Here is a 25891-nt window from a genome sequence, read left to right on the forward strand (position 1 = left end):
CAACCCACCCTGCCCCCAGACACCGAGCATCACGATCACCAAGCCGACCAGAACCACCCCGACCCACCGGAAGAAGCCCTAAATCACCGGTATTGCCCCTAGAGGGAGGGCATTGACGGCAGCGTGCTGTTCTCGGATTCGGTCGGAAAGCCGACCGGTTGTCCGTGGTCTCGGTGCGCAGAGCGGTTCGATCTCCAGCCTCTCCATGGCCAATTTGACCCGGAGCTTGGCGGGGTCGGGCGGTTCACGTAACAGGGCGCGACGCTGGACAACCGTCTTCTCGACGGCCTCGGCGAGGTTCGACCGGATGTGCCAGCGGTCCCGACGTGGACCGCCCCGGGAGCGTTTATCCGTCCGGGCGAGCTGTACGGCATTCCCGCGCCGGCAGGTCTGCCGATGGCCGCCCTGGCGCCCCCGAGCCGGACGGGAGCGTCCAAGCGCGGATGCTCCCGCCTGAGCAGACCGATGGGGCGGGGTGCGTACCGAGTCCCGGCAGAGGGGCCCTGGAATCGTGACCGCTGCTGACCGCATCAACGTTCCTGATTTCACTGGAAGTCGCCGACATGCAGCGATGCAGAGCCGCCACGCACGATCGTGCACGCGATGTGCATTGCGATGGTCCCGGCACGCCGTATGCGCAGGTCACGCTAACTTCCGCCGAAAGTGACATGTTTCTTCCGCTATAAGCTGATCTATCCACATTTCTGCACTGAACTGGGAAAACCATCCTGATCGGGGGCGTTGGGTGCCTCGTCGGAAAGACTCTCAACGAGTTGAGGTTGCAGGAACAACTTCCCGTAGACGGCGAGTCAAGCGGTTGGCAGGTACGGGCTCGGCTTGTCGTGCCAGCTGATCCGGAGGGTGTCGCGGGCGCGCGTGGCTGCGACGAAGAGCAGGGAGCGTGCCTTGAGTTCCTCGCGAGCGTGGCGCTGCGGGTCGGAGTCGCGGTAGCGGTCGACGACTGTGGTGCGGGGAATGACGCCGTCGCGGGCGCCGACGATGGCGAGTTTTTGGTATTCGAGGCCCTTGAAGCGGTGCATGGTGCCGATGTGGACTTCTCCGTTGCCCTTGGGGCCGTCCTTGGTGAGTTCGGCGACGGTGATGCCGGCTGTGGTGGCCAGGTGGTACATGACCTGGTTGACCGAGTCGCGGTCGGCGACGCAGACCGCGATGTTGCCACGCGGGTCGCGGCGCGGGCCGTTCCCTCCGTTTCCCGTGGTGAGTTCCTCGCGCCAGGCGACGAGGGTGGTGGCGAGCTGGGCGAGTTCGTCGTCCCAGGAGTCGCAGGGGGCGAGTTCGGGCGCGGGGCCGTGAAGTACGGAGCGGTAGCCGTCGAGAGTGTCGGTGCCGTCGTCCAGGTCGTCGTACGACACGGTTTTGCCCTTGGGGTCCACGACCTGCATGGCCCGGGCCAGGATTTCCTTGGTCGTGCGGTAGCTCAGGGTCAGCCGTGAGGAGCGACCGCGGATATTGATGCCGACAGTGCCGAGGGTGACCTGCTGGTCGTAAATGCGCTGGTGGGTGTCGCCGGCGATGAACAGGTCGTTGGGGCCGCCGGCGACCATGGCACGGAGCATCTTCCAGTGGGCGGAGCGCAGGTCCTGCGCCTCGTCGACGACGATGTGCCGGTAGCGGTGGCCGATGTAGCGCATGCCGGAGCTGTCGTCGCGGTGGATGAGGTCCTTGCCGTCGACGGCGTCCTTGTGCTCCTGGCGGGCTTTGATCTTGGCGTCACGTCCGATCTCGAAGCGTGCGGCGCGTTCGGCGGCCTGGCCCCAGGTCTCGCGGTTCTCCTTGTCGAGGCGTGCGGTGAACTGCTCGAGGATCTTCCAGATCTGGGCGCGTTCGGGGCGGTTGACGGAACGGCCGCGGCCCGCGCGGCGGGCATCGAAGTAGGCCTTGCGGGTGCCGAGGGACTGGCCGAGGATGACCTGCTCCCATTCCTCATAGAGGAATTCGGGGTCCCAGCGCTTCTCGTCCAGTTCGAGCAGAAGCTGGCGCAGCATGGTGATCGCGGTGCTGTCGTAGATGCGCTGCTTGCCGGAGCCGGAGAGGGGGTTCTCGTTGAGGACGCGGGCAGCCAGCTGGTCGATATGGGCGATCTCGACCCGCTCCAGGAGCTCGGGGTCCAGGAGGGAGGCGAGGCGGGCACGCAGGTCGGTGGTGAGATTCTTGGTGAACGTGGTCAGCAGGATCGGCTTGCCGTGACCGGGGGGAAGCTGTTTGGCCAGGTGCTTTACGCGGTGGAGGGCGACGATGGTCTTGCCGGTGCCGGGGCCGCCGGAGACTCGTGCAGGGCCTTGGTAGTGGCGGTTGACGAGCTTGGCCTGGGTGGGGTGGAGGAAGATCTTCCAGGCGCGGAAGTCACCTTCCTCCAGAATCTCGCGGATGTCGTCGTCGATGGTGGTGACGGTGGTGCGCGCCAGGGCCGCTCCGAGGTCCTGCCGGTCGCCGTCGTCGAGTTCGACCTCGACTGGGGCGGTGATCTCCTTGCGTACGGCTTCGACGCTCATTCCGGCGGCGAGGCCGTAGAGGATGTCCTTGGACAGCAAGGGAGCGCCGGCGACCAACTGATCGAGTTCCGCGCTCTCGGTGACTGCGAGCGCTAGGTCGATGAGCTGGTCGGCGACGCCGAGTTCGCGCAGTTCATCGCCGGTGGCTCCGGTCAGGAGCGGCGCGGCCGGTGCGGCGGTGGGTTGCTGCTCGGTCGGCGCGGGTGTCTGCTGCGGTTCGGGCTCCGGGGCGGGGTCGGCGGGGGTGAGGGTGACGCCTGCCCTTTGCAGCACGCTCTGGCCGACGACTGACAGGTCGACGAATTCGATCTCACCGGTAATACGGTTGATGGCCACGGAAAGCTCTTCGTAGACATGCTTGCGGTGCCGCACCGCGACGACCAGCCAGCTCTGCCGGCCGTGCTCGTCGGTGCCCGCCTTGGCAAGGAGAGCCCGGTACGCCTGATCGATCTTGGCGCGGAAGACGCGACCGTCACCCTTGAGGGGCTTCAGGTCGAGGCCGGGATGATCGGGGTCCTGACGGAAGCGGTGGCAGAAGTCGTAGAACTTCCCCTTGACCGAGCGGTCGAGCTTGTACAGCTCCTGTTCGGCCTTCTGGTACAGGCTGAGCCGGGCGGTCATCGGGTATGCGGGCCTTCCGTGTCGGGGAGCTGAGCGATCAGTGAGTCAAAGTGGTCGAGCCAGGCGGAAGCGGTGCGTACGGTCCAGCCGTTCGCTTCGTAGGCAGCGTCCCGCTTGCGGAGTTCCTCGCCGTTGTGGGGCAGCGCGTCGGCCACGACGGCGATCCTGACGTCCGGGTCGGCCCAGGCGAAGTCCGCCTGCCAGCCGCGTTCACCGAGTTCGTAGCCGTAGACCGGGGCCTTCTTGCCGCGCTGGGCGATCTTCCGGGCCAGCCGGGTGAGGGCGGAGTCGGGCTCGTCCTCTTCCAGGAGTTCGAGGATGTCGTCGTCCCAAGCGGTGTCGCGAAGGAGCCCGGCCGCGGCCTGTTCGAGCGCCGATTCCTCGGATGTGCGGGGTGCTTCAGTGGCGTCATGGACGTGCGCTTGGGGAGCGGAATCGAGTGCGGTGGGGCGTGTGACGGCGATGAGCGAGTCGAGTTCGCCGACTCCGCCGCTGACCGTGAGGACCTCTACGGGGAAGGCTGCGGCCTGGCTGGTGGCGAGCTGGATGCCGTCGCCGCCGGTGAAGGCGAGGAACTGCAGCAGGTTGGACCAGTAGAGCCAGGAGCGCCAGCGAAGTTTGTGCTCGTCGGTGCCGACGGCTTCGGGGCGGTCGTCGAGGACGGCGATCGCGCTCCAGCGCAAGAGATCGGCGTCGTCGGCCGGGGAGGTGTCGAGGGTGTAGATCAGTGGGAGACCGTGCCTGTCGGTGGCGTGCAGCACCAGCATGGCGCCGTCGCCCGCCGCAGCCTCCGGCAGCGGCTGTGCACCCTCACCGATCGCGGTGAGCGCGGCGCGTACGGCTTCGCGGGCCGGTGCCGGAGCGACCTGCCGGGCGAGCGGCTCCGGCGCGCTCATGAAGCCGCCCACCAGGGCTTTGGCGCATCGCCCCCATGTCGCGCGTGACGGATTGCGCAGATAGGCGAGGAGGGTGTCGATGGGGTTGGCGAACACTGCGCCGGCTAGACGGGCGCGGTCACCGCCCATCTGCTCGTACCAGTCCTTTGCGGTCTCCTGCGCGTTGCGCCGATAGGGCGGCCAGACCGGCGCGGCCTTGGCCGCCTCGCCCTTCTCGAACAACTCCAGCTCGTCCCAGGTGACCTGGAAGACGATGTGCCCCTCGGCGCGCAGGTCGTTTCGCTTGCCGCAGTCGGCCGCGATGCGGTTGTGCTTGCGGGTGGCGTGGTAACGGTGGCCGTCGAGGAAAACCGTGACCGACCGGCGGGGGCCGTCGATGGTCTCGAAGGTGAAATCGGTGCGGGTGTACGCCAGATTCCGCTGGGCCGTCAGCCGCCAGCCGGTGGTCTTTGTACCACCGGTGAAGCGAAGGTAGCCGCTGTTCGTGCCGCTCTCGTCGAGAGTCGCGTCCTCCTGGCCGTCGCTCCAGGTCCGCAGTGCGGCCAGGAAGCGGACTTCGAGGTCGGACTCGACTTGCTTGTCCAGGCCTATCAGGTCGGTGGTCTGCACCCTGTCGACCTGCCACGCGTCGACGACGTTGCCCTCGCCGTCGCGTGCCGGTTCGCCGTTCTCGTCGACCGGGCCGAGGAGATCACCGAGGATTTCCAGAGCTGCCCGGCGCGAGACGGTGTCCTGGCGGCGTTCCTCGGTGTAGCGGTGCAGACAGCGGTGGCAGGCCCGTCGGCCCTCGTCTTTGCAGGGGCAGGCGAGCAGCACCGCCCGGGCCTCGGCGAGCGTGGCCTTGAAGGCGTCCGGGTCGGTCAGGCGGTGCAGATAGCCCGTGCCGCCGGGAAGGCGGTCGAAGAGCACCAGGAAGTGCCTCTTCTCGCCGGTGGCCTTGTCGGGCATCTTCGCGAGTGTGGTGTCCAGGTGCTGCGGGTCGCCGCCGAAGTGCCGGTCGACGCCGAGGCGCAGAGCGGCCTTGAACGAGTAGATCTTCTCGTCGACCAGCACGGTCGCCGCGGGCAGCAGCACCCGCAGCGCTTCGGTGCGCAGCTGGTGGGCCAGGAGCACGGGCTGCTGCGGCACAGTATCGGGCTTCTTGCCGCGTCGCAGCGGGCACCACGGCTGATGGTGCTTGACCTTGGGGCTGCGGGCGGCGGCGGAGTCGAGGGCATCGGTGTCGTGGTCGAAGACCGGCTTGCCGTCCGCGGTCGCGGCCCCGCACGCGGTGCACACATGGAACGGTGCCATCCGGACGTCGTGCCCGGCGAACTCGTCCTCGTGCTTGGCGTCGAAACGCATCGGGCCGACGTTGATACGGCGGACCATGGCCGTCCGGCAGAAGTCGATACCGAAGGTCTCACGGGTGTGCCGCCAGGAGATCCCCGGCTCGATCTCCTCCAACGGAATGTCGACCGCGTCCACGACCGTGTAGAACCGCTGCTCGCGGTCGTCCTTGTCGTCGCCGATGCGCGCGTCCTCGCGCTTGTCACGGGAGGTGACGATGGTGGGCTCGATGATCTGGTGCAGGCACGAGCCGTCGTCCGCGATCCGCGCGCTGTGGCAGCGCGGGCACGGAGAGCGGTCCTCCTTCGCGTTCTCAGTGCGGACATAGCCGCACTCCTGGCAGAACCGCCAGGCCCGCCAGTCCGGACGGGCCGAGCTGCCGATCTCCAGACCGGTGATCTGGTGCTTGTAGCCGTTGACGTAGAAGGTGTTGCCTGGGGCGAGTTCGGACAGTGCGTAGCGCCGCGGCCGGTCATAGGACCGGAGCTTGGAGTCGAACCTCTCCTTTCCGGTGTTCGGGTCGGTGCCGTCGGGCCAGTAGAGGGTGGCGTTCAGAGTGGTGACGGCGTCGATGAGCTCGTAGTTCGGCAGCAGTCCGAGGTCGCAGAGCGCCTGCTGCGCGGTGGTGAGGCCGCGCTTGAGCAGCCGCTTGCCCACCGCCCGCTGCTCGGCGTCGAGCTCGGCCTTGCGGATGCGCTGCTCGTCGTCGCTGTCGTGGAGTTCGTCGCGGGCTTCGGCGATGTGGTTGAGCCGTTGGCGCAGGGCGTCCTCGCCGCGTTTCCACTGCCGTTCGGCTTCCTCTGCCGTGCTCCGCAGCTTGCGGCTCGCAAAGGTACGCAGGTCGGCGGCAGCCTGTTCGTTGACCCCGGACGGAAAGAGGACGAGGAACCGTGTGGCCAGGCTTTCCGCGTCAGCCAGTGCAGCGTCGACCAGGTCAACGAGATAGCCCGACGGACCGAACAGGTCCGGCGCATGCGACGGAACAGCGGGCAGCGGCTTGCCGTCGGAGCGTACGAGGCGCCCCCTTGCGGCTAGATCGAGCAAGTGCGCCAGGTACTGGCGTCGCAGGATCTCGATTGCCGACAGATGGCTGCCCGGCGGCATGATCTGTCCAGCGATCATCTCGCGCGGCTGGTCCAGGAAGTACAGGTCGCGGCGCTTGCGGTCGGGGATGGTCAGGAGGAACGCGTTGCCGGTACGGCGGCCTGCCCGGCCCACCTGCTGGGCGTAATTCGCCGCCCGGCGGGGCAGCGCGGCAAGTACCACCGCTGACAGGTCACCGATGTCGATGCCCATCTCCAGTGTCGGCGTGCACGACAGCACGTTGGGGTCCTTGAACCCGGCGCCATGCTTGAACGCGTCCTCGACCCGCTCCCGCTCCGGGCGCGTGAGCATGCCGGTGTGCTCGGCCGTGATCACCTGGTACGTTCCCGCCCTGCGGTAAAGCCCCCGATAGTAGTCGGCCCGGTAATTCCGGTCCCGATAGTGCTTTCCCAGCCCCTCCACGCGGTTCCCGGCCACCAGCCGCCCCTTGCGGCAGCGATACGACGGGCAGCACTGCCCGTCCCACTGCTCCAGCAGACCGGGGTGGACGGTCTGTTCCCAGAAGCAGTCCGGGCAGCGCACAAACGCCTCGTTCACCTCGTCGTCCTTGAGGAGCTGCACATTGATCGCGCCCGGCTTGAGGCCGTAGATCCGCAGCGAGCTGTCGGCCGGCGTCCGTACGGAGAGTAGGCCCGCCGCCACCAGCTCAGGCAGCAGCCGCGACCAGAACTCTGCCGCCTGCTCCCGCGGCAGGCCGAGACAGCGCTGCGCCCACCGCTCGTACCAGGAGAGCCGCCCGGTCGCGAAGTCGAACTCACTCTTCGTCTTCGGCACACTCAGCAGAAACACCGGGGCCGCGACACCCCTCGGGAAGGCGCGCATGCCGACCGGCCGCTTGCCCCAGATGAAGTACCGGCTGGTCCCGGCCTCCTTGAGATAGCCCTCCAGCCACTGGTGACCGATGGCGCCACGCGTCCGCAGCCGTTCCAGGAAGATTCGCAGGAAGCCCAGATAGCGGGCGTCGTCCTGCTCGACGACCGGCAGCCCGCCGCCCCGCCCGTACGGCTCGGTATGCGCGGCCTTCACCAGGGCGATCGCCGCAGCAGGATCGGGAATCCGGACCTGGGCGGCGGCGGTCCGGGTCAGCTCCAGGGTGCGGCCGTTGCGCGAGCGGAACCCGAACTCCATCAGCGCCTCGAACGCGAACCGCTCGCCGATTAGCTCCCAGGTCCTCCGATCACCGCCCCGTCCCTGCCCGGACAGCAGCCGCCGCACGCCCTTGATGTCGTGCAGGTCGGTGGGCACCACCGCAGCCAGGGTCTTACGGTCGGTGGTCGCCGCTACCACATCGGCGATCAGGTCGTTGAGCGCGGTCGGTTGCTCTTCCGACAGGTGCTTCTTGAACAGTGCGCGCAGCGAGAAGGTGTACGAGCGACTCGCGACGAAACCGGCCCGGTGCGCGGCATCCTGCACCGCACCGTTGAACATCAGCGTCTTGTCCTCGCCCGACGCGGTGTCCAGCTCTCCACCGGTGAACAGCTGGGTGATCGAGGCCGCCGCGAGCGCCGCCGGGCCGGTACCGAGGAAGCGGATCGCATTGCGCGAACCGCACGCCGGACACCAGTCCTCCTCGGCCGCGGTCGTCGCCGTGTCACCGAGATTGACGAGCGCGAACGCCGAATCGGCGCCCGCCGGGCGCGGCTGGCCGCTCTCCGGGTCGTAGTCCTTGCCGGGATCAGGCAGACGCAGTCGGCGTTGCGGGCCGTCCAGCACCCGTAACTGACCGCCGCCCGCGGACGACAGCGACGTTCCGCTGCCCTGCCCGGCGCCGCGGCCGGCCTCGGCCATCGGGGCGTTTCCGGCCCCTTCGAGAGCCTCCTGGTCGGTGGCCGCGATCAGATTCCGGACCCGCATCTTGTCCTGGCTGACCGACGCCCGCCGGATCTTGTGGGAGTCGACCTGCACATCGGCGTCATCGGTCTCCGGCGAGAACACCGCCCAGCCCGACCTGCCGCAGTCCCGGCAGTACACCGCCGGCAGAAACAGGTTCGCCGTCTGCCCTGCGGTCGCCGTGGTCACCGGGACCGTCCCCGCGTGCTGGTCCGCCTTCGCGTCCGATGACCCGGCCGCGTCCCACTGGAACTCGGCCTTGGGCCACGGCAGCACGCCCCGCACCACACGGGACACGGACCGCGCCCACTGGTGCACCTCGACATGGACGAACGGCCGTGGCCGCTCGGGAGTCGAGGCCGGATCGCGGGCCACGGACAGCAGCGCCACGAACCGGGCCAGCGCCGAGGCCGCCACCTCCGGATGCCGGGTTATCGCCTGCCCCCAGGACGGCGCGCCCCTGCGCCACATCATGTCCAGCACCTCGGGCACGGACCGCACCCGGCCGTCGAGCGCCTGCATCACCGCCGAGGTCAGCATGTGCTGCTTCAGGTGACGTCCAAGGAGGAAGGGATCCGTATCGCGCGTGCCGGTCACCGCCTCGACCAGAGCAGCGAACTCCGCGTCTCCCAGGGCCGGGTCGGCCAATGTCGCCAACTCGTCCGGCACCGGCATCGGCAGCATCGGGTCGAACCCCATCGGCGGTACGAACTCATCGACCGACTGCCGGTTCTCGCCGATGACCGCGTCCTCGGCGAACGGGGTCCCGAACACCTGGGTGGCCACCTCGAGCAACTGCCGCAGCCCGTCGAGGTCCGTGCCGGAGGCGAGCGTGGCTGAAGTCGCCACCGGGCAGATCCGGCCCAGTGGCCGGCCTTCCTCGGATGCTCCGACGGCCGCCGCAAGCCGCCGCAGCAGCATCGCGACATCCGTGCCCTGCGCCCCGTCGTAAGTGTGGAACTCGTCCACGACCACGTACCGGATGTCCGCGTCCGCCCACAGCCCGGCATCGTGCGCCCGCTGGAGCATCAGATCCAGCATCTTGTAGTTGGTGATGAGGATGTCCGGTGGCGACAGCCACATATCGGAGCGACGGGTGTACACGCGCTCGTACTGAGTAGCCGCCTTGTCCCCGATGTAGAGCCCGGCACGCACCTTCCCCAGCGCCCCGTGCTCGCACAGCAGCGCGTTGATGCGCTGCGCCTGGTCGGTGGCGAGCGCGTTCATGGGGTACAGGAACACGGCCTTGACACCTGCCCGCCCTGCGGCCCGCTCACGGGCACAGTGATCGAGCACGGGGTAGAGGAACGACTCGGTCTTGCCCGATCCGGTCCCGGTCGTCACAAGAGTCGGCTGCGGTGTACGGCTGCCCGCCGACGACAGCCGCTCAAACGCCTTCGCCTGGTGGGCGTAGGGCACCCAGCCGTCGGTCCGCCGCCAGTCCAGGAACCGCTCCCAGGCGGAGTCCGCCGCAACGAACGGCGTCCGCAGCCGGAGGAACGGCCCCCGGAACATCCCGGAATTCTCATCACCCAGGAACCGGTGCAGCGCCGTCCGCGCGCCCTCGTCGGTGAGCGCGTACGTCGTCGACAGATACTGCAGCAGGCTCTCCTTGAGCCCCTGTGCCTCAAGCGTGGGCCTCACGACTCAGGCACCTCCTGCTTGGCGTTGTCCCACTTGCCGGCGGTTACCGCGGCATCGAGCCGCGCCTGGAAGTAGGCGTGCGCCTCCCGCATTTCGGTTTCGCGGTCGGCTTTGTGGAAGGGAGCGGTGTAGCCGTCGGGGGTGGGGGAGTTCTCGGGGTCGGCCTGGTACGCCACGAACTGCTCCCAGCTCTCCTTGCTCTGCCGCTGGCCGATTGTCCGCGCATAGCTCGCCAGCTTCCAGCCTTCGGCGTCGAACCAGCTCGCGGCTTCGTACTTCTGGAGTACGGGAAAGCGGCCTCGGTACGCGGCGATGAGGGCGTCGGGGTCCATGCCGAGCCAGACCGCGACCAGGGCGTCAATCTCGACGAGAGCCGAACGGCGGGCGCGTTCGGAGCGCAGCGGGGTGTTGCGTTGCCAGGTGGGGGTGACTTCGTGGAGGGGCTGAAGGCCTGTCCAGTTCCGTGCCCACGGCTCATAGGCGGGCCAGGTGGGGTCGTAGAGCTCTGCCCATAGGGGAGCGTAGGCGCTGGTGAGGCAGTTGAGGCGCAGGGTTCGCAGGAGCAGGGAGGAAGCCAGCGGGTGTTCCGGTGAGGGGGCGGGCATGGCCTTGGTGCCTGCCACCTGCAGATCGTCCCGGCCGGTAGTGCGCATGAAGTAGTCCAAAGGTAAAGATGCCCAAAATCCAGCCACGAGGGCGGTCAGCCTAGGTTCAGGCACCGCCAGGCTGTGTACACCATGAATGTGGGCCGTGCCAGGTGGCACCAAGGCTGCGTACAAGGCACGCTCGCTGTTCGCTGAAATCCTTCGTCTCCAGGCGAGCCGAGGGAAGACCGTGTAGCGTCGCCGCGCCCTCGCAGCCAGCACGGCGTCCACCTTCAGGGGATCAGCCTTTTCTTGCGGGACCCCGTCCGCATCGGCGACTTGCTGTCGTGCCTGGGAGACGGCCTGATCGTCCGCACGGAGCCGTGCGAGAGCTCGGTGATCAACCCAGCGGTCCTGAGCAGTCAGATACTCCATGGACCTGCCCTCGGCACGCACGTAGGCAGTGTCAGGTACGTAGTCGGCCGGAAGAGACATCAGGTCTGTGCCGTAGGCGTCGTTGCTGTTTGCGTCGTGCCGCTTGAACACTGGGGTGGCGACGCTCAGCTGCGGTCCCTTGAGAATGACGTGCCGCCAACGCTCCGGCTGGTATTCCTGGCCAGATGTCGCGTCGCGGCGGTTGTAGTCAATCAGGTTGTCCCGCTTCGCTCCGCTCTCGTCGTAACCACGGGAAATCTGTGGACTATGGGTGGTCAACCGCACCGGATATTCGGCCAGGGCCGTGATAGCCGAAGCTTCGCCCGTACTCACAGGAAACAGCAGGCGCGCCTGCTCCACCGGCTGTTGACCGTCGTCGTCAAGAAGCCGTTGCCATACCGCAAGCTGCTCCCGGTCGACACGGACGACCCGAGCCCGATGCGGCCGCTCGTCGAACTCGGCGTTCTTGTACCGGACCCCGGGTATATCGCCTGACCCGTCGTGGTCCGCCGACAGGCGCAGCGAGTCCGTCGACACCAGCCAGGAGAGGTGATCGAAGCCGATCTCCTCGGGGCTTCCATATACATGGACCCCGAAGTGCGTAGCGTGGCCCACTGGCTCCGGAAAGAATCGCTGCCCGGAATTGACGAAGTCCCCGTGGATACGGAGCCGGCGATAGGCGGCAGCCCGTAGAGCCCCCTCCTTCTCCCCGGTGAAATGCGTGTCGGAGTGGAGAAAGCCGGTCGTACCCGCGCGAGCGCTGTGGTCCCACACCTGGCACATGAAGGCGCGGTAGAGGTCGGGCTGTGTACCCGCCAGCAGTGGATACACCTGAGACGATCCGAAGAATGCCACCTGTGCGCTTACCTCGGTATTTTCGCCAAGTACGTAACACGCGACTTCGGGCTTCTCAAGGAGCTGCTCACGGCGTTTGGTCTTCTCGGCCGCGGAAGCCCGGTCCTCCAACTCGAACCAGGGCTCGTGCTCCGCCAGAACCGCGGACTCGTCCCAGCGAGGCCGCACCCACGGCGGATTCCCCACCTGCAGATCGAATCCACCCCCCTCGGCGAAGGCCAGCGCAAAGTCCAGTTCCCAGTGCAGGAACCCCTGCTCCTCGGCGATGTCCCGGACCCCCCGCATCCACGGATAGCGTGATTCGGGGTCCGTCGGGTCCATCCCCATCTCGCCCTGGATGACCTCCTCGTACTTCTTGACCTCCGCGAGCGTGGTGAGGGACGAGCTGAGCGTGCCCTCCGGGACCGACCAGGTGCCCAGCATGGATTCCAGGAAGTCCAGCCAGTCGTCGAGATCCTTCAGCGGGATGAGCGGGCGACGACGGATGCCGGCGCGGGGCGTCGCCCGCCCCGTCTTGACCGTTGTCTTCGACGGCCCGGCCTCCTTCATGTCAACGTGCACCGTGCCACCGGAATGCTCCATGTCGGACAGAGAGATCTGGTCCCCTGCCATGTCGAAGAGCATTGTGGCTTCCACCAGGCGCGGCGTGTCCGTGCGCGACGGCGGCGGAGCGTCGGCAGCGGTGCCGGAGTCACCGGCCGCGGGTGCCGGTTCGTCCTCCGCGGACTTGCCGCCGGCCGACGCGGCCTTCAGGAGCGCGCCGAAATCGTGGACGCCCTCACCCCCGATCACCGGTGCGGCGTGGTACGTATCGTCCGTACCGTCCAGCAGGCCTGCCTGGTCCACGGGCCAGAACCACAGCGCGCACCAGGCGTCCATGACCTTCTTCAGCCGCCAGTACGGGGTGTCGGCCGCGTCGAAGAGATCCGCGTAGACCTTCTCCTTCGACAGGCGTACGGCTGCGGCACCGTCTTTCTGTTCCTCCGCGCGCCTCAGGAAGGCGAACTCCTCGTCCTTCGGGTCGGCGCCCCAGACATCGATGGTGCGGGCGATCTCGCGCTCCGACAGCTCCATCCGTTTGACGACGAGCGACCACAGGAATTCGGCACGCCGCGCGGCATCGCGCAGGCGGGTGTACTGGGAGGTTGCCTCGTCGCCGGTCCTGGCATCGCGGATCGGCTGTCCGGTCTTCTTGTTCAGGCGGCGCTGGGGTCGCTGGAGGATTCCCTTCCGCCATTCGCCGAGCTGCTCGACCCCTTCCTTGGCCAACTGGCCCAGCAGCTTCTTCGCGTCACCGCTCGCGCCCGTGACCGCCGCCCACCCGGGGCTGGGCAGAAGGAACTGGTGCACCGCGCCGTCGGGGAGAGGCTGTTCCACCCCGTTCTTCAGGAACGGCAGCGGCGTCGGAGCAAGCGTGCCCTTGGCCTTGAGCCACGCCTTGTCCTTCGAGACGAGATCGTCCGCCGCATACACGGCCCGCCGCCCGCCGATCAGCGAGTTGCCGCGCCGCAGATGTAAACCGAACCACGGAGCTCGCATCCCTGGATGCATGGTGTTGAGCCACAAGGAGACCTCGGCGAGTTCGACACCCGTCGCGTTGAGGTCCACGCCGTACGCGTTGTGCAGGGCCACATACGCCTTGACCTTCTGCTTCACCGTCAGCGCGGCCGCCGTCGGTATGGAGGTGCCCAGCTCGTCCTGCCGACGCCGCAGGTACTCCTCGGCGACCTGGTTGATCGCCTCGTTGAGGAAGGCACCCGACCCCAGTGCGGGCTCGCAGATCCGGTATTTCAGCAGTTCCGAGGCTCGGGTTCGTACGACGTTGCCCTCTGGGTCCTTCTCCTGGTCCAGGCGGTGCTTGAGAGCGAGCTCGACGGTGACCTTGGTCAGCGACTCGGGCGTGTAGTACGAGGCAGAGGTCTCGCGGTCGCGTCCGGCGAGGCGGTAGACGAACGAGCCCCTCGGGTACTTCCTCGGGCCGCGCAGCCCCTTGGCCGCGTCGCGTTCGTCGTACTCGACCCAGGTCTTCTCCGGGTACTCCTTGAGCCGCTGTGAGGGGACCAGCCACGATCCCTTCTCCGGTTCACCGCTCTTGGCGACCTCGCACAGTTCCTGCTCGGCGATGATGCCGGTGTACGACATCAGGCCCTCGTACACCGCGCCGAGCTGGTTGATGCCGAGGTTGCGGTACGAGATGAAACCGCCGCGCTCGCCCCGCTTCCTGGCCTTCTTCATGGTGAGCAGGCGCAGCACCTCGTGCAGGGCGCTGTTGCGCAGCCGCAGGTCGAGCCAGGCTGGGTCATCGTCCTCGTCGCTGCGCGGGTCGAGGACGCTGGTGCCGATGAGGCGGACCGAGGTGGGCTCGAAGAGTGTGCTGCGCAGCGGTTCGAAGCGCAGGCCGCGGTCCTCGCTGCGGCGTTTGGCCTTGAGCTTGCGGGTCTCCTCGTCATCTCCCGGCCGCTCGTCGTTCTCTTCAGTGCCATAGGCACGGTGGCCGTTGTTGACCTTGTTGAAGAGGACGTCGAGCGAGGCGTAGAGGTGGAATCCCGTGCATGCGTCCAACTCGACCAGCTGCTCGTCACGCTCGACGAGGTCGCGGAGGCGGGCAACCGAGTAGCCGGCCTCGTAGGAGCCGTCGTCGGCGGGAAGGATGCCCAGTTCCGGGCGGGCCTCGGCGTAGAGCAGGAAGAGAATGCGATAGAGGTAGCGCAGCGACTCGCGGGTCAGCTGCTTGGCGAAGGGCAGATCGGGATTCTCGATCTGACGGGGTTCGATCCCGGCCTCGTCCAGCCGGGCCAGTACTTCGTTGGCGATGATCTCGACGGACTTCTGGAGGCCGTCCCGCAGCTCGCCCGAGACCCCCACCGCATTGTCGTGTGAGGCCTTGACCAGCGCATCCATGGCCGGTCCCGTACCGCCCTCGGCGGGGGCTAGTGCGTCGCGACTGAACAGCGCCGCGATGGTGGCGAGTTCGCCGTACTGCTTGCGGTCGTTGCGCTCCAGGGCGGCGTCGAGGCTGACGGCCAGATAGCGGCCCTCGCCCCAGGCCTGCCGGTCGGCGAGCACGAGTACGCCGCCGCACAGGAGGAGCACGAACCGCGGGGCGGGGCCGCCCTCCTCGCCGAGTTCGCTCTGGAACAGCCAGGTGGCGAGGGCCTGCCCGGTGTCATAGACCTCGCTGCCGCTGACCCGCACCGGGTGGAGCAGGCGGCCGTAGCCGTCGGCGTCGAGGACGCCGTCGTTCTTTGCCGACCAACCACATTCGACCGCCACGATGCCGTCGCCGTGCCAGGCGACCTGCACGGTGTGCTCGCGTCCCGCCCGGTGAACCGTCAGATCCCGTGCAGGGTTCGGGATGTCGGCCTGCGCTGCGTCCGGGACGGATCCGGGTGCCGGGAAGCCGAGAGCCGCGAGGACCTGCTGGTGCCAGTCGGCGAGGCGGTCGCACCACTCCCCGTCGTGGTAGGTGTTCAGCCGGGCTTCGAAGGCGGCGCCCTGCTCGTAGGCATCGTCATCGGCATCCGCCTTGGCGTGCTCTGCGAAGAAACCGCGGTACTGCTCCGCGAGGTAGGTGCCGCGCAGGGCGCGCAGCATTTCGCGCGGGGTAGGACGCGAGTCGAGCTCGTCGCCCTCGCGGTCGGCCCAGGTGGCGAGGATGCCCTTCTTCAGGTCCGAACCGAGCTGCTCGGCGAAGTAGTGCGCGGAAAGGTACTCCCCGCGGTTGGCGAACGAGTCGAAGTCGGTGCTCATCAGTCGGTCGTCTCTCCGTCAACAGGTGCGGCGGGGGCGTCGGACAAGGGCTCCAGGACGGCGAGCAGGCGCAGCATCGGGGCCCCGGAAGTCCTGAGGGACTTGACCAGAGCCTTGCGGCGGCTCGCGGTGAGCTGCACGCTCTGCTCCTGCTTCCGGGAGCGTGCCGAGGCGAAGAGGGCGTCCTGCCGCCACTGCTTGACGCGCTTCTCGTACGGTGCGAGGACGGCATCGATCCGCTCCGCGTACTCGCCCTCCCGTTCGGTGATCCAGCGCGTGGCCTCATCGATGGCCTGAGGCACCAGGGCCTGGAGTGCCTCAAGGTTCTGCGGGGCGGCACGTCCCGGCATTTTCGGGCTGACACCGCAGGCGGAGAGGAAGCGGGAATCCATACGGAACACCCGGGGGGCATCAGGCAGCCCGACGATGGCCATCCACTCGACGACGGTGGGGCGTCCCACGGCGTTGGAGTAGATGCCCTGGACGAGACAGACCGGACCGTTCAACGCGCCGGGCAGATGCTCGTCCAGTTTCTTGGCGGCCTCCGGATCGGAGCGGTAGGCGAGGACGAACGCCTCGTCGTAGCGGAGTGCGGCGAGGGCCTTGTCCGTCACCCAGTCCAGTACCGGGTGTATATCGGACACATAACTGACGTTCGGCCACTGGGACTTGGAGGTCTCACGGGCCACCGCGAGCCGATCGTCGGCGAGCGGCTTGTCAAAGGTGATGCGCAGCCGCCCTTCCTTCTTCGACGTGGCCAGGATGCCCTGCTCGACCAGGTACGACTTGGGCAAGGCCTTGAGGCGGTAGGCGAGGTCCGCTGGCGGTTCGAAGGCGATGAGGGTGCCCAGCACCCTGTCGTGCTTCTTGACTTCCTCCTGGCGCAACGTGAGCGCATCCCCTGCGCCCGTGGGGTAGATCTGCCGCAGGGCCTCGTCGAAGTAGGCGGCCGTCGCGCTGGCGCCCCCGAAGAGGCTCGGCACGGTCGCGTACCGCACGTCGTCCTTTACCGGCTTGGCGCCGACGTTCCCCATCAGCCGGCCGAGCATGGCCTGCGCGCCGCCGCTGGACTGCTTGATGGACTGCTCGACGGTACGGCCCGCTACCAGGTCACGGGTCAGCCGGTTCTCTTCCTCCTGGGCCCGGTACAGGCCGGTGACCGCTTCTGCCGAGCCCTCGATCCGGTGGGCCTCCTCCTCGCGCTCCAGGAGCTTGGCACCCACCAGTCGGTCGTCCAGGGGCAAGGGCTCGCCCGTCTCGTCGGCGGTCCGCCACTCCACGTCGCTGGTGAGGACCAAGGCCCGGAACTGGGGCTCCTTGCTCTGGCCGTAGCGGTCGATACGGCCGTTGCGCTGCTCGATGCGGATGAGAGACCACGGCAGGTCGTAGTGGATCAGCTGATGGCACTGCTGGTGGAGGTTGACGCCTTCGGAGGCGACGTCACCGGTGAACAGGATGCGCAGCGGATCGTCGCGCAGACCGAACTTCTCGATGATCTTCTTCTGGTTGTCCTCATGAGTGGCCTCGCTGTGCATCACCTGGACCACGCCGCCGTAGGCGAGCCACGGCTTGGACCCGGTCTCGCTCGGGTCGGGCCGGCCGGCGGGGCGGAAGCCGAGCCGGGCGGGCACCGTCCCGGCCAGCCACTTCAGAGTGGCTATCCGCTCGGAGAACACAACGACACGCGTCTCGGACCCCGGTCCGACGCCGATCTCTTCGAGTTCCCGTACCAGGACATCGAGCTTCGCGGAGTCGTCATCACCGATGTCTGCGGCGAGCCGCTGCAGGTCCACAATGGCCGCGCGCTCGGTCTGTCGCGCGGCCTCACGGACGGCGGGATCCTGTCCGGGCCGCACCTTCAGGGGTTTCTCGAGGGTGGTGCGACGGGCTGTGATCGAGTCCTGGAGCGCGCGGTGGGAGGAGAGGAACGCCTTGAGGAGGTTGTAGGCGACCATCGGGTCGGCGCACACCGAGGAGGCGGACGGATCACGAGGAATCCAGCGGGTGGCCAGCTCTTCGAAGACGGCTCGCTCCTTCGGCCCCGCCGCGGCGGGCACGGGCTGCGAGGGGCCACGGTCCTTCCACACGCCCTTGAGCGAGTCCCGCACTTCCCGGTCGGTCTTCGTTCTCCGGATGTAGAGGTGGTCGAGGTGGTGCACCTCGTACTCCGACGGGTTCGCGATCGCCGCCTCGTCCAGCATCCGGATCAGCTCGGCGAAGGACGCCGCATCTCCGTTGTGCGGTGTGGCCGAGGCCAGGACCAGTGCGTCCGTACGGCGCGCCAGGAGGCGGGCGAGGTCGTTGTTCTTGGTGCCCCGGTTGACGAGATTGTGGGACTCGTCGATCACCACCGCGTCCCAGTCGGTGCTCTCCAAGTGGTGGGCGTAGACATCGCTCTTGAGCGTGTCCACGGAGATGATCGCGCGCTTGAAGTACGCGAACGGGTTCCGGCCGGCCGGGATGTCCTGCTGGATCCGCTGGATACCCGTGGAGTCCAGTCGCACCAGGGGGATGGAGAAGCGTGTCCACAGCTCGCGCTGGAACTGTTCCAGCACGTGCGCCGGACTGACGACCAGGATGCGCTCGCCACGTCCGCGACGGATGAGCTCGGCGAGCAGGATGCCGATCTCCAAGGTCTTGCCGAGGCCCACGACATCGGCGATCAGCACCCGGGGCTGCGGGTTCTTCATGGACAGCGCCAGCTCGGCGGGACGCAGCTGGTGCGTCTGCTGGTCCATGAGGAAGTTGTCGGCAAGCGCAAGGCCGCGCTCGGTCTGCGGCAGGGCCGTCTTGCGGATGACCGCTTCGAGGTAGAGGCGGGCCTTGCGGTGGTTGGGGGAGTCGTCGGCGACGAGCCGGGTCTTCTTCGGGTCCAGGACCTCGATGTGGTCGAGCTTGTCGTAGAAGACGGCGTCGGTGCCACGGACCAGGGAAGAGACTCCGGTGACCTCGACCATCCAGCCGTCATGGGTGGTATTCGTGACCTTCTTCACCAGCCACTGCTCGTCCCGCACCCGAACCTGGGCCCCGGGTGCGTACGTGATCTTGTTGACGGGCCCGGCGACGCCACCAGTACCGTCGAGTGCGATGCCGTCCGCGTTCACTTCATCTAAGGCGCCCTGACCGCTGCCGGTCCCCGCAACGCTGGTCACGAGCCGCTCCCTTGCCTCTTGTTGCTCTTGACAATCAATGCATATGTTTTTCGGCCGCTACAGCGCGGCGTGTGTCGCGTACCGGGACCGCAGGTTCTCCGCGACCACCCAGGAGGCCGGTCTACGGCCGACTCGTGGAATCGTCGCCGACGGTTCGGGGGTGGCGGCGGTCGATCCCTCACCTGCAACGGGAGGCGGGACGACCGGCTCGTCGGCGACCGGAGGACCGGGAGGCGCCTGCTGCGCGGCACCGGTGGTCTCGTCAGTCTCCGGCGTCCGGTCGAGTGGGCTGGCCTGCTCGTCTTCATCACTGTCGAGAGGCTCTGCGAGGCGCGCGATGCGCTCCCACAGAGAAGACGAGGGGGCACCGTCCGGTACCGGGCGGGTGTCCGTACCACCGTCCGACGCGGTCGTGACGTCGATGAGGGCATGCCGGGCGTTGGCGGGCGAGAGCCCCACCTCACCCAGGATCGCCACGCACTGCCTGGTCACCTCGCTCAGGGCCGGCCGGTCGGCCGGGTCGTGCGCGAGCATCTTCGTCACCAGGGGAATGAGGGAAGCAGGAAGTCCACTCAGGTCCGGGAGCTGCTGACGGCTCGTCACCTGCGTGGCTATCGCCTCCCAGCGCGCCCCGTCGTACGGATAGTGGCCGGTGGCGGCGTAGAGCAATATCGTGCCGAGCCCGTACACATCGGCCGGCTCCTTCACCTTCTTCTGCCCCAATGCCTGTTCCGGAGGCATGCAGCGTACGGTGCCGATGATCATTCCGCTGTGGGAGAGCGTGTCCTTGGTCGTGTCCAGGAAGGCTCCGAGCCCGAAGTCGATCAGTATCGGGCCGTATCTGCCGAGCATGACGTTCTGTGGCTTGAGGTCACGATGGAGCAGACCCACCGCGTGTACGGCGGCGAGCCCTTCGGCGAGAAGTGCCCCCAGGCTGGCGACGAGCGGTGCGGGCAGCGGTCCGTTGCCTGCCACGTGCTCCTGGACCGTTCGCCCGGGGACGTACTCGACTGCCAGCCACGGCCTCTCTGCATAGGGATCGGCGTCCAGGAAGCGAGCCACTCGGTTGGTGCCCACGACGGTGCGGGCGATCAGCGCTTCCTTCTCGAAGCGGGCCCGCGTGGCCGGGTCCAGCCTGTCACTGCGGATCAGTTTCACCGCGACCGGGTCACCACCGGGGGAGTAGGCCAGAAAGACCTGCCCCATCCCCCCGGAGCCCAGCTCACGTTCGACCGTGTACCGGCCGATCTGTGCGGGCACCTGTGCCATGTCTCCCGCATCCCCCTCACACCCGACGATGTCGCCGCACCCCTCAACTCAACTTCAGTTCCCGCTCATATGACGACGATGACGCTTCGGCCATTGACGTGTGAAGACCCGTCTCGGGACGGGACGAGCCCGTCCCACCTCTCAGCCGACGTAGTCCCGAAGGAGGGCGGTGAAGGCGGTCAGCTCACGCATGTCCGCCGTGGGCAGCGGCTCCGCATCGAAGTGGGCGATGCGGTTCCGGATCGCCTTGATTCGCTCGAGGTGGTGAATGAACTGCTCACGGTTGAGCGACGGGTGTCCTAGCGCTGCCCAGTTCCGATCGGCCTGCTCCGCCATGGACTGCTTCCGTTGATTGCCGTTGAGCAGGTAGACGTAGTCGCCGAAGGCCAGGTCCTCGACCTTGCCGGTGCGGTCCTCGACCTTGCGTTTGTTCTGCACCGCCCGGATCGCTTCCCCGTCCAGGGCCGTCCCCAGCCACCGGCGCAGCAGTGATTCGATCTCACCCAAGAGGAAGAAGGGCCGCGCCGTGTGCTGGAATCGCTCGATCACTGTGCGGTGCGTGACGATGCCGGACAGTCCGCCGTCCTGGCCGCGCACCAGCAGGTAGCCGTGTTCGGTGAGCTGGGGCAGACAGCTGAAGAACTCCTGACGGGTGTCGGCCACGGGGAGGGAGTCCTGCTGCATGGCGTTCTCGAGCGTCGACGGCTTGCCGTTCTCGTACATGAGCGCCAGCGAGCGCCAGGTGACGACGCCATGCAAGGTGGTCATATTGCTGGTGACGGGGATCTGGGCGTAACCGTGGTGACGCATGAGGTAGGTCGCCTGCGACAGGTCGGCGTTGCGCGTCACGCTGGCCACGCCGCCGCACGCGGCCGGCAGATCGCCGATCAGGAGCCGCTGAGGCAGTGCTGCCGACGGCAACGGCTCCGCCTGTGCGGCAGCCTCGTCGTCCCCTGTTTCGGCAGGCGCGACGGCCAGCGGAACGAGCTGTACGGCGGTGTAGGGATTGCACGTCGAGAAGTCGGGCAGGGTCGTCAGGCCGACGTCGGCGAGTGCCTGGGTCACCTCGCGAACCGTCCAGGCATACCGAACGCGGACGGAGAACAGCTCCAGAAGCTTGTCGACCCGCATCTCTTGGCCCTTGAGCGCGATGAGCTCCTGCGGGCTGGGCTTGCCACTCACCGGTCGGCCTCGGCGTCGGGGATGCCGTTGACGACGGTCGTCCGCTTCCCCATGGCCTGGTACACCAGCTCCTCGAGTTGCGCCGCACGGGTTTCAAAGAACTTCACGTAGTCGTTCCCACGCAAGGCTTTGGGATCGATGAGGTGGGTGGCGATGACGTCTTCGAACCACTCGGGGCGCATGTCGGCGCCGGCAGCAAGCGATTCGAGGTAGGCGGCAGGGGCACCGGTGAGAGCCTGGGCTGCTCGCAGGGACAGCGGGGTCTTGTTCACGATGGAGTTCGCGGGGTAACTGTCGTCGAGGTTCCGGCGGAGCCAGCCACGCGAGAAGATCTGCCGGACATCTACCCCGTACTCCTCGAGGCGGCCGGGCGCCAGGGGCGCGTCCGTGTAGTGCCAGTCCACCGCCCCCTGCTTGATCAGCAGAGCGTAGATGCCCTTGTACGCGGCGCTGTTCCGGGTCTTGAGAGTGACCAGCCGATCCGGGAAGAAGTAGGCGTCGTTGACCGTGTCCGGTGCGCTTTCGCCGTTCCGGATCCAGCCGACGAGCTGCTCGACGTCACGGGTGAAGCGGGTTTCGGTGGAACCGCTGTACATCTCCCCGAAGACACCGCACCAGTACCACTGGGTGATCTTCTCCTTCGCGGTGGCATCGTCGGCTTCCTCACCCAGGATGGCCCGGATCGCGGCGAGCGGCACCAGCTGGGTGCGATACGGCAGATCGGCAGTGCGGACGATGCACTGGGACCGGAGGAACCCGCCCACCCAGCCGAAGGCCTCCTCGAGGACGGGCGCCAACGCTTCGAAGTCGGTCAGTGGGAGCTCCAGGAGGTCACGCCTTTTGCACGAGACGCCGACGCCGGGATCCTGTTGCTTCCGCTGCCAGGTCCGCACCAGTGCCACCGCCTGAAGGAAGTCGCTGCTGCTGAGCCCGTCGTCGAGATCAACCTCGGGACGGCCGAGCGCGGGGTGACGGGTGGTGAGGTTCTCCTTCACGGTGCGCCAAGCCGTCGACAGATCGTAGTAATCGCCCACCCGATCGGTGTACCCGCGGTCGCCGGCGTACGTGGCTGTGAGCAGCTCGAAGACGTTGAGGGGCACGCCGCCGGTGTTCACACGCTCGAAGACGGCGCAGACCGCGTCCATCGAGGTCGATGCTGCGAGCTTGATCATGGGAACCTGGAAGGAGCGAACCGGCTCGAGCACCTGGTCCTCGAAGCGGGACCACAGATCGAAGTTCCGCTCCTCGTCGGTCTTCTCGTACTCCCGCCGCCAGGCGTTCACTCGCTGTGTGTCGAAGACGATGCGGAGCGGAAAGAGACCGGCCCCGCATTCGCCCTTGGTGTTGGTGAGGTCGTGGACGACCCGGCGGGCGAAATCGGCGCGCAGGACCCGGTCCTCGGGAACGGAGACGATCGATTCATCGCGGTCGGCGGACGCTCCGGTCGCCTTCTCGATGTCGACGTAGTACCACCGCCGAACGGCATTCCCCCGGGCATTGGTGGTGAGGACCGGGCTGTCCGTAACGTAGAGCGCCTGGAACAGTGAGGTGAGCCGCTGCTGACCGTCCAGGAGCAGGAGGTGGGGCTCCCCGGTCTCCACGGCTTCCGCACCCGTGAGGGGCCTGGCTCGGAACGGCGAGCTGCCCCCGGTTTCCAAGGTCATTGCGACACCCATCGGGTAGTCGAGAGTCACTGTCGCGATGATGGCCCGGATGCGGTCGTCGTCCCATTTCCAGTCCCGCTGGAAGTCCGGGAGCTGGAGCACCCCTGACGCTACGTCGCTGAGGAGCGTCTTGAGCTTCACATTGTCGAGCGCTGCCACGTGCTCCGTACCCCCACCCTCACGATCACTGCCCTCCAGGCCATTCGACCAAGCGATTACCTCCACGTCAACCGGATCTTGACGGATGGTCACATTCCTTGCGTAGGGCTGGGTTTGAGCAGGCGGTTACCAGTTCGGCTGGCCGACATCACTGCCCATCCGCCGCAGCACTGCCCGCAGACCAGTTCTTCGCCTCACGTACCCTGGCTGCCTCCTGCGCGATCTGTGCTCTGGAGGACGGCACGGCGATCGACTGTCGTCCTTGATCCATAAGGTGTGAAGCGTGACCTGCGATGATCAGCGCGGTCGCGGGCGCCTGGGCGGCATCGCTGGCGGGACTGGCCTTCGTAGCCCTCACCGCGCCGCAGCCGCAGCGTCACCTCGCCGGTGACGGCCGCACCGACCCGGCACTGTAGCGACTCGCGCACCATCGGCGCCTGTGGGGCCAGTCAGCGGCCCTCGTGACCAGCCGACAGAGGCGCCGTCCCGCGTTGTGGTGAACTCGCTGGAACCCGCCCACGTCTTGTTGTGCCGAGCCGTCACGCGCGATCGTGCACGCCATGTGCATCACGGCGGCCGCGTCGCGTCGTACGCGCAGGTCGCAACGCCTTCCGACCAAAGCGTCGCCTTTCCCCGGCGTACGGGCCGACTCGTCCGCCACTCAGCCCCTGACCTGTGCAAACGCCCGGGTCGGGGCCGTTGCGCGTCCGGATGGACGTCCCTCCCTGACCTGCGGTTTCCCGGGAGTTCCCGCGTGACTGTGCACTGGTTGTGCACGCGGTTGTGTACGTGAGCCAGGCCGCCAGGGGGCGTGCACGGGTGATCGCCGGCGCAACTGGGTGGGCTGAGAATGTGGTACGGCACACGGGCTCGGTGCGATGCCCTGACGGAGACCACGACGCAGAACCTGACGCAAGGCTTGGCCGCAGGTTCGAGTCCTCGGCGGGGACGAGACTGATGGGAAAGGGCACAACGTGCGGTCTTCCGGATCCGTGGTCACGGTCGAGGGCACGTACGACCTCTCGTAGCCGTTGATTGTGGGTGCGTGTTCTGGACAGGATTCGTACTTGCGCACGCGGCTCCGGAAGCCCTTGGGACTCTGGCATCGTTGCTGTTCAAGGGCCTACGTCATGTTGGAAGGCTTGGCCGCGTCCACGGATCGTCCACGGCTACTCAGTTCCCATCGGCGCGGCGATTCCCGTACTCACCGACTGCCGCCACGGGCAGAGCCGTGGATCACCAGCAGTCCATCGACCTTCCGGTGTTCTGGCACGTTGGCTAGTTGTAGTGCCCCGCCCATCGTCACGGTTGGCGCGTGACCACGTGATCAGAGTAAGCAAGGTGATAAGGCCGATCACCACGCCCTTGGCGCACTTCATGGCCTCCTCGTCGCGGACACGCTGAACGAGCTCCCCCCGCTCCCGTTCGCGTAGTTGCGAAAGTGCTACGCCGTTGTGGTTGACGACCTCATCGTCGGCGGGCCCTCGTCACTCAAGAATCACGTTGGCCACGGTGACCGGGGACGTCCTGACGACCGGCGCGGCCCGTCCGGTGAGGCGGGAGACGCCGGGGGAGCGGCCGGCGGGCGCGGCTGAGACTGCCGCGCCTCGTGCAGACACCGACTCGTTCGATGAGGCCGGAGTGCCACGACCGGCTCCACCACCCGTACTGCGCCGCCCTCTCAGGGCACGCAGGGGCACATTCCACTCGACGACCGCATCGGGATCACGGAAGTACCCGGTGGGCGCAAGGAGGCGCGAAGGATGACCCGCACTCTGATCACCGGTGGCCTCGTCATCACGGCCGCCGAAGAGATCCACGCAGATGTCCTGATCGAAGACAGTCGCATCGTGGCCATCGCTTCCACCGGAACGCAACAGTGGACCGCGGACCGCGTCCTCGACGCCACGGGCAAGTACGTGATCCCGGGCGGCGTCGATGCCCACACCCACCTGGACTTCCCGTTCGGTGGGACGTTCTCGTCCGACACCTTCGAAACGGGCCTATGGCCAGGCCGGTGCCCATGAGGTAGCCGTCGATGAGGTGCGGTCGGTACTGAGTCTTTTGAGGCTGCGCTTCACGGCCACGGCGAGCTGGCCGAGGTTCGCGGCGGCAAGGTTGCCGATCGTCCGTTTCACCAGAGACCAGATGCCCTCCTGCGGGTTGAGGTCGGGTGCGAAGGACGGGAAGTGCAAAACGGTCAGCCAGTCCTCGTTCGCGGCGATGAAAGCCTTCATCTGCGGCATGAGATGGGTACGCAGGTTGTCCCAGACCAGGACGATAGGGCCTTTGAGCTGGGTGTGCGCCCGCACGATGAGGTCGCGGTAGTCCTGCCAGGCGAATCCCTTGGGTTCGCCCTTTCTGCCCCGGTGGACGCGGAAGCTGTAGATCAGCCTCGACCGGTCTCCGTGTCGGAAGCAGACCATTCCCGCCATCGAAACCCGTCCGGAGCCCCGGCCCCGGAAACGGACGACCGGCGTCCGGCCGATGCGGCCCCAGGACCTCGCGCGTGGCGGCCTCAGCGACTGACTGGCCTCGTCCTCGAAGACGATCCAGGCTCCGCGGTCCGCCGCCGTGCTTTTACCTGCGGCCACACCTCCCTCTTCCACAACTCCACGGCCCCGTCATCACGTTCGATCTCACCCGCAGCGCGACCGCGATCTCCCGGTTCTTTGCCCCGTTCTCGAAGCAACCGACCGCCTCCAGCCGGATCCGCTCCCTCGCCGCTCTCTTGGCATCGGTCAAACCGCCGCCCTATGGGTATCTCACACCACACAACTACCGACCCGACTCAGCCACTGTCAGGCGAACGGGGGCGTGTAAGTGACTTTGTGTAAGTCCTTGGGGTTCACATGGTGTTGAGCCGGTCCTCGAAGAAGAGCGAGAACTGGTTCAGCGCCTTCT

Annotated in this window: 8 protein-coding genes and 2 pseudogenes; 1 reads left to right on the forward strand and 9 read right to left on the reverse strand. The window is 67.3% G+C overall.

Features of this window, described 5'->3' with window-relative positions:
- Positions 1-809: 809 nt before the first annotated feature.
- The 8 genes and pseudogenes from AB0C96_RS40975 to AB0C96_RS41010 all read right to left on the reverse strand — a co-directional run.
- The gene (locus AB0C96_RS40975; RefSeq protein WP_362925145.1) at positions 810-3134 is read right to left on the reverse strand and encodes a UvrD-helicase domain-containing protein; all 2325 of its coding nucleotides are present in this window, start codon (positions 3132-3134) and stop codon (positions 810-812) included.
- A complete protein-coding gene (locus AB0C96_RS40980; protein ID WP_362925147.1) occupies positions 3131-9937 on the reverse strand; it encodes a DEAD/DEAH box helicase in 6807 nt (2268 codons plus the stop codon). The genes AB0C96_RS40975 and AB0C96_RS40980 overlap by 4 nt, the downstream gene beginning before the upstream one ends.
- Positions 9934-15561 (reverse strand): hypothetical protein, encoded by a 5628-nt coding sequence (locus tag AB0C96_RS40985; RefSeq protein WP_362925148.1) that lies wholly within the window; start codon positions 15559-15561, stop codon positions 9934-9936. The genes AB0C96_RS40980 and AB0C96_RS40985 overlap by 4 nt, the downstream gene beginning before the upstream one ends.
- A complete protein-coding gene (locus AB0C96_RS40990; protein WP_362925150.1) occupies positions 15561-18665 on the reverse strand; it encodes a DEAD/DEAH box helicase in 3105 nt (1034 codons plus the stop codon). The genes AB0C96_RS40985 and AB0C96_RS40990 overlap by 1 nt, the downstream gene beginning before the upstream one ends.
- A 105-nt stretch (positions 18666-18770) precedes the next feature.
- Positions 18771-19982, reverse strand: coding sequence for a serine/threonine-protein kinase (locus AB0C96_RS40995; RefSeq protein WP_362925152.1), 1212 nt, complete (start codon positions 19980-19982; stop codon positions 18771-18773).
- Positions 19983-20123: 141 nt separating this feature from the next.
- Complete coding sequence (locus AB0C96_RS41000; protein WP_362925153.1) at positions 20124-21164, reverse strand: CBS domain-containing protein; 1041 nt, start codon at positions 21162-21164, stop codon at positions 20124-20126.
- The gene (locus tag AB0C96_RS41005) at positions 21161-22987 is read right to left on the reverse strand and encodes a DUF262 domain-containing protein (RefSeq protein ID WP_362925155.1); all 1827 of its coding nucleotides are present in this window, start codon (positions 22985-22987) and stop codon (positions 21161-21163) included. The genes AB0C96_RS41000 and AB0C96_RS41005 overlap by 4 nt, the downstream gene beginning before the upstream one ends.
- 347 nt (positions 22988-23334) lie before the next feature.
- Positions 23335-23486: pseudogene (locus AB0C96_RS41010) on the reverse strand (argininosuccinate synthase); the annotation flags it as partial.
- A 1264-nt stretch (positions 23487-24750) separates the two neighbouring features.
- Between AB0C96_RS41010 and AB0C96_RS41015 the strand changes: the two are divergent.
- Positions 24751-24990, forward strand: a pseudogene (locus AB0C96_RS41015) (dihydropyrimidinase); the annotation flags it as partial.
- On the opposite strand, the gene AB0C96_RS41020 reads toward AB0C96_RS41015, so the two are convergent.
- On the reverse strand, positions 24991-25596 hold the full coding sequence (locus tag AB0C96_RS41020; RefSeq protein WP_362925156.1) for a transposase: 606 nt from the start codon (positions 25594-25596) through the stop codon (positions 24991-24993). It abuts the pseudogene before it with no gap.
- Positions 25597-25891 lie beyond the last annotated feature (295 nt).

The sequence above is a fragment of the Streptomyces sp. NPDC048506 genome (genome assembly GCF_040651315.1).
Classification (GTDB): domain Bacteria; phylum Actinomycetota; class Actinomycetes; order Streptomycetales; family Streptomycetaceae; genus Streptomyces.

Bases quoted from the DNA above. Each gene is read 5' to 3' on its own strand.
- AB0C96_RS40985 (WP_362925148.1), bottom strand. From the start codon at position 15,561: ATGAGCACCGACTTCGACTCGTTCGCCAACCGCGGGGAGTACCTTTCC.
- AB0C96_RS40975 (WP_362925145.1), bottom strand. From the start codon at position 3,134: ATGACCGCCCGGCTCAGCCTGTACCAGAAGGCCGAACAGGAGCTGTAC.
- AB0C96_RS40995 (WP_362925152.1), bottom strand. From the start codon at position 19,982: ATGGCACAGGTGCCCGCACAGATCGGCCGGTACACGGTCGAACGTGAG.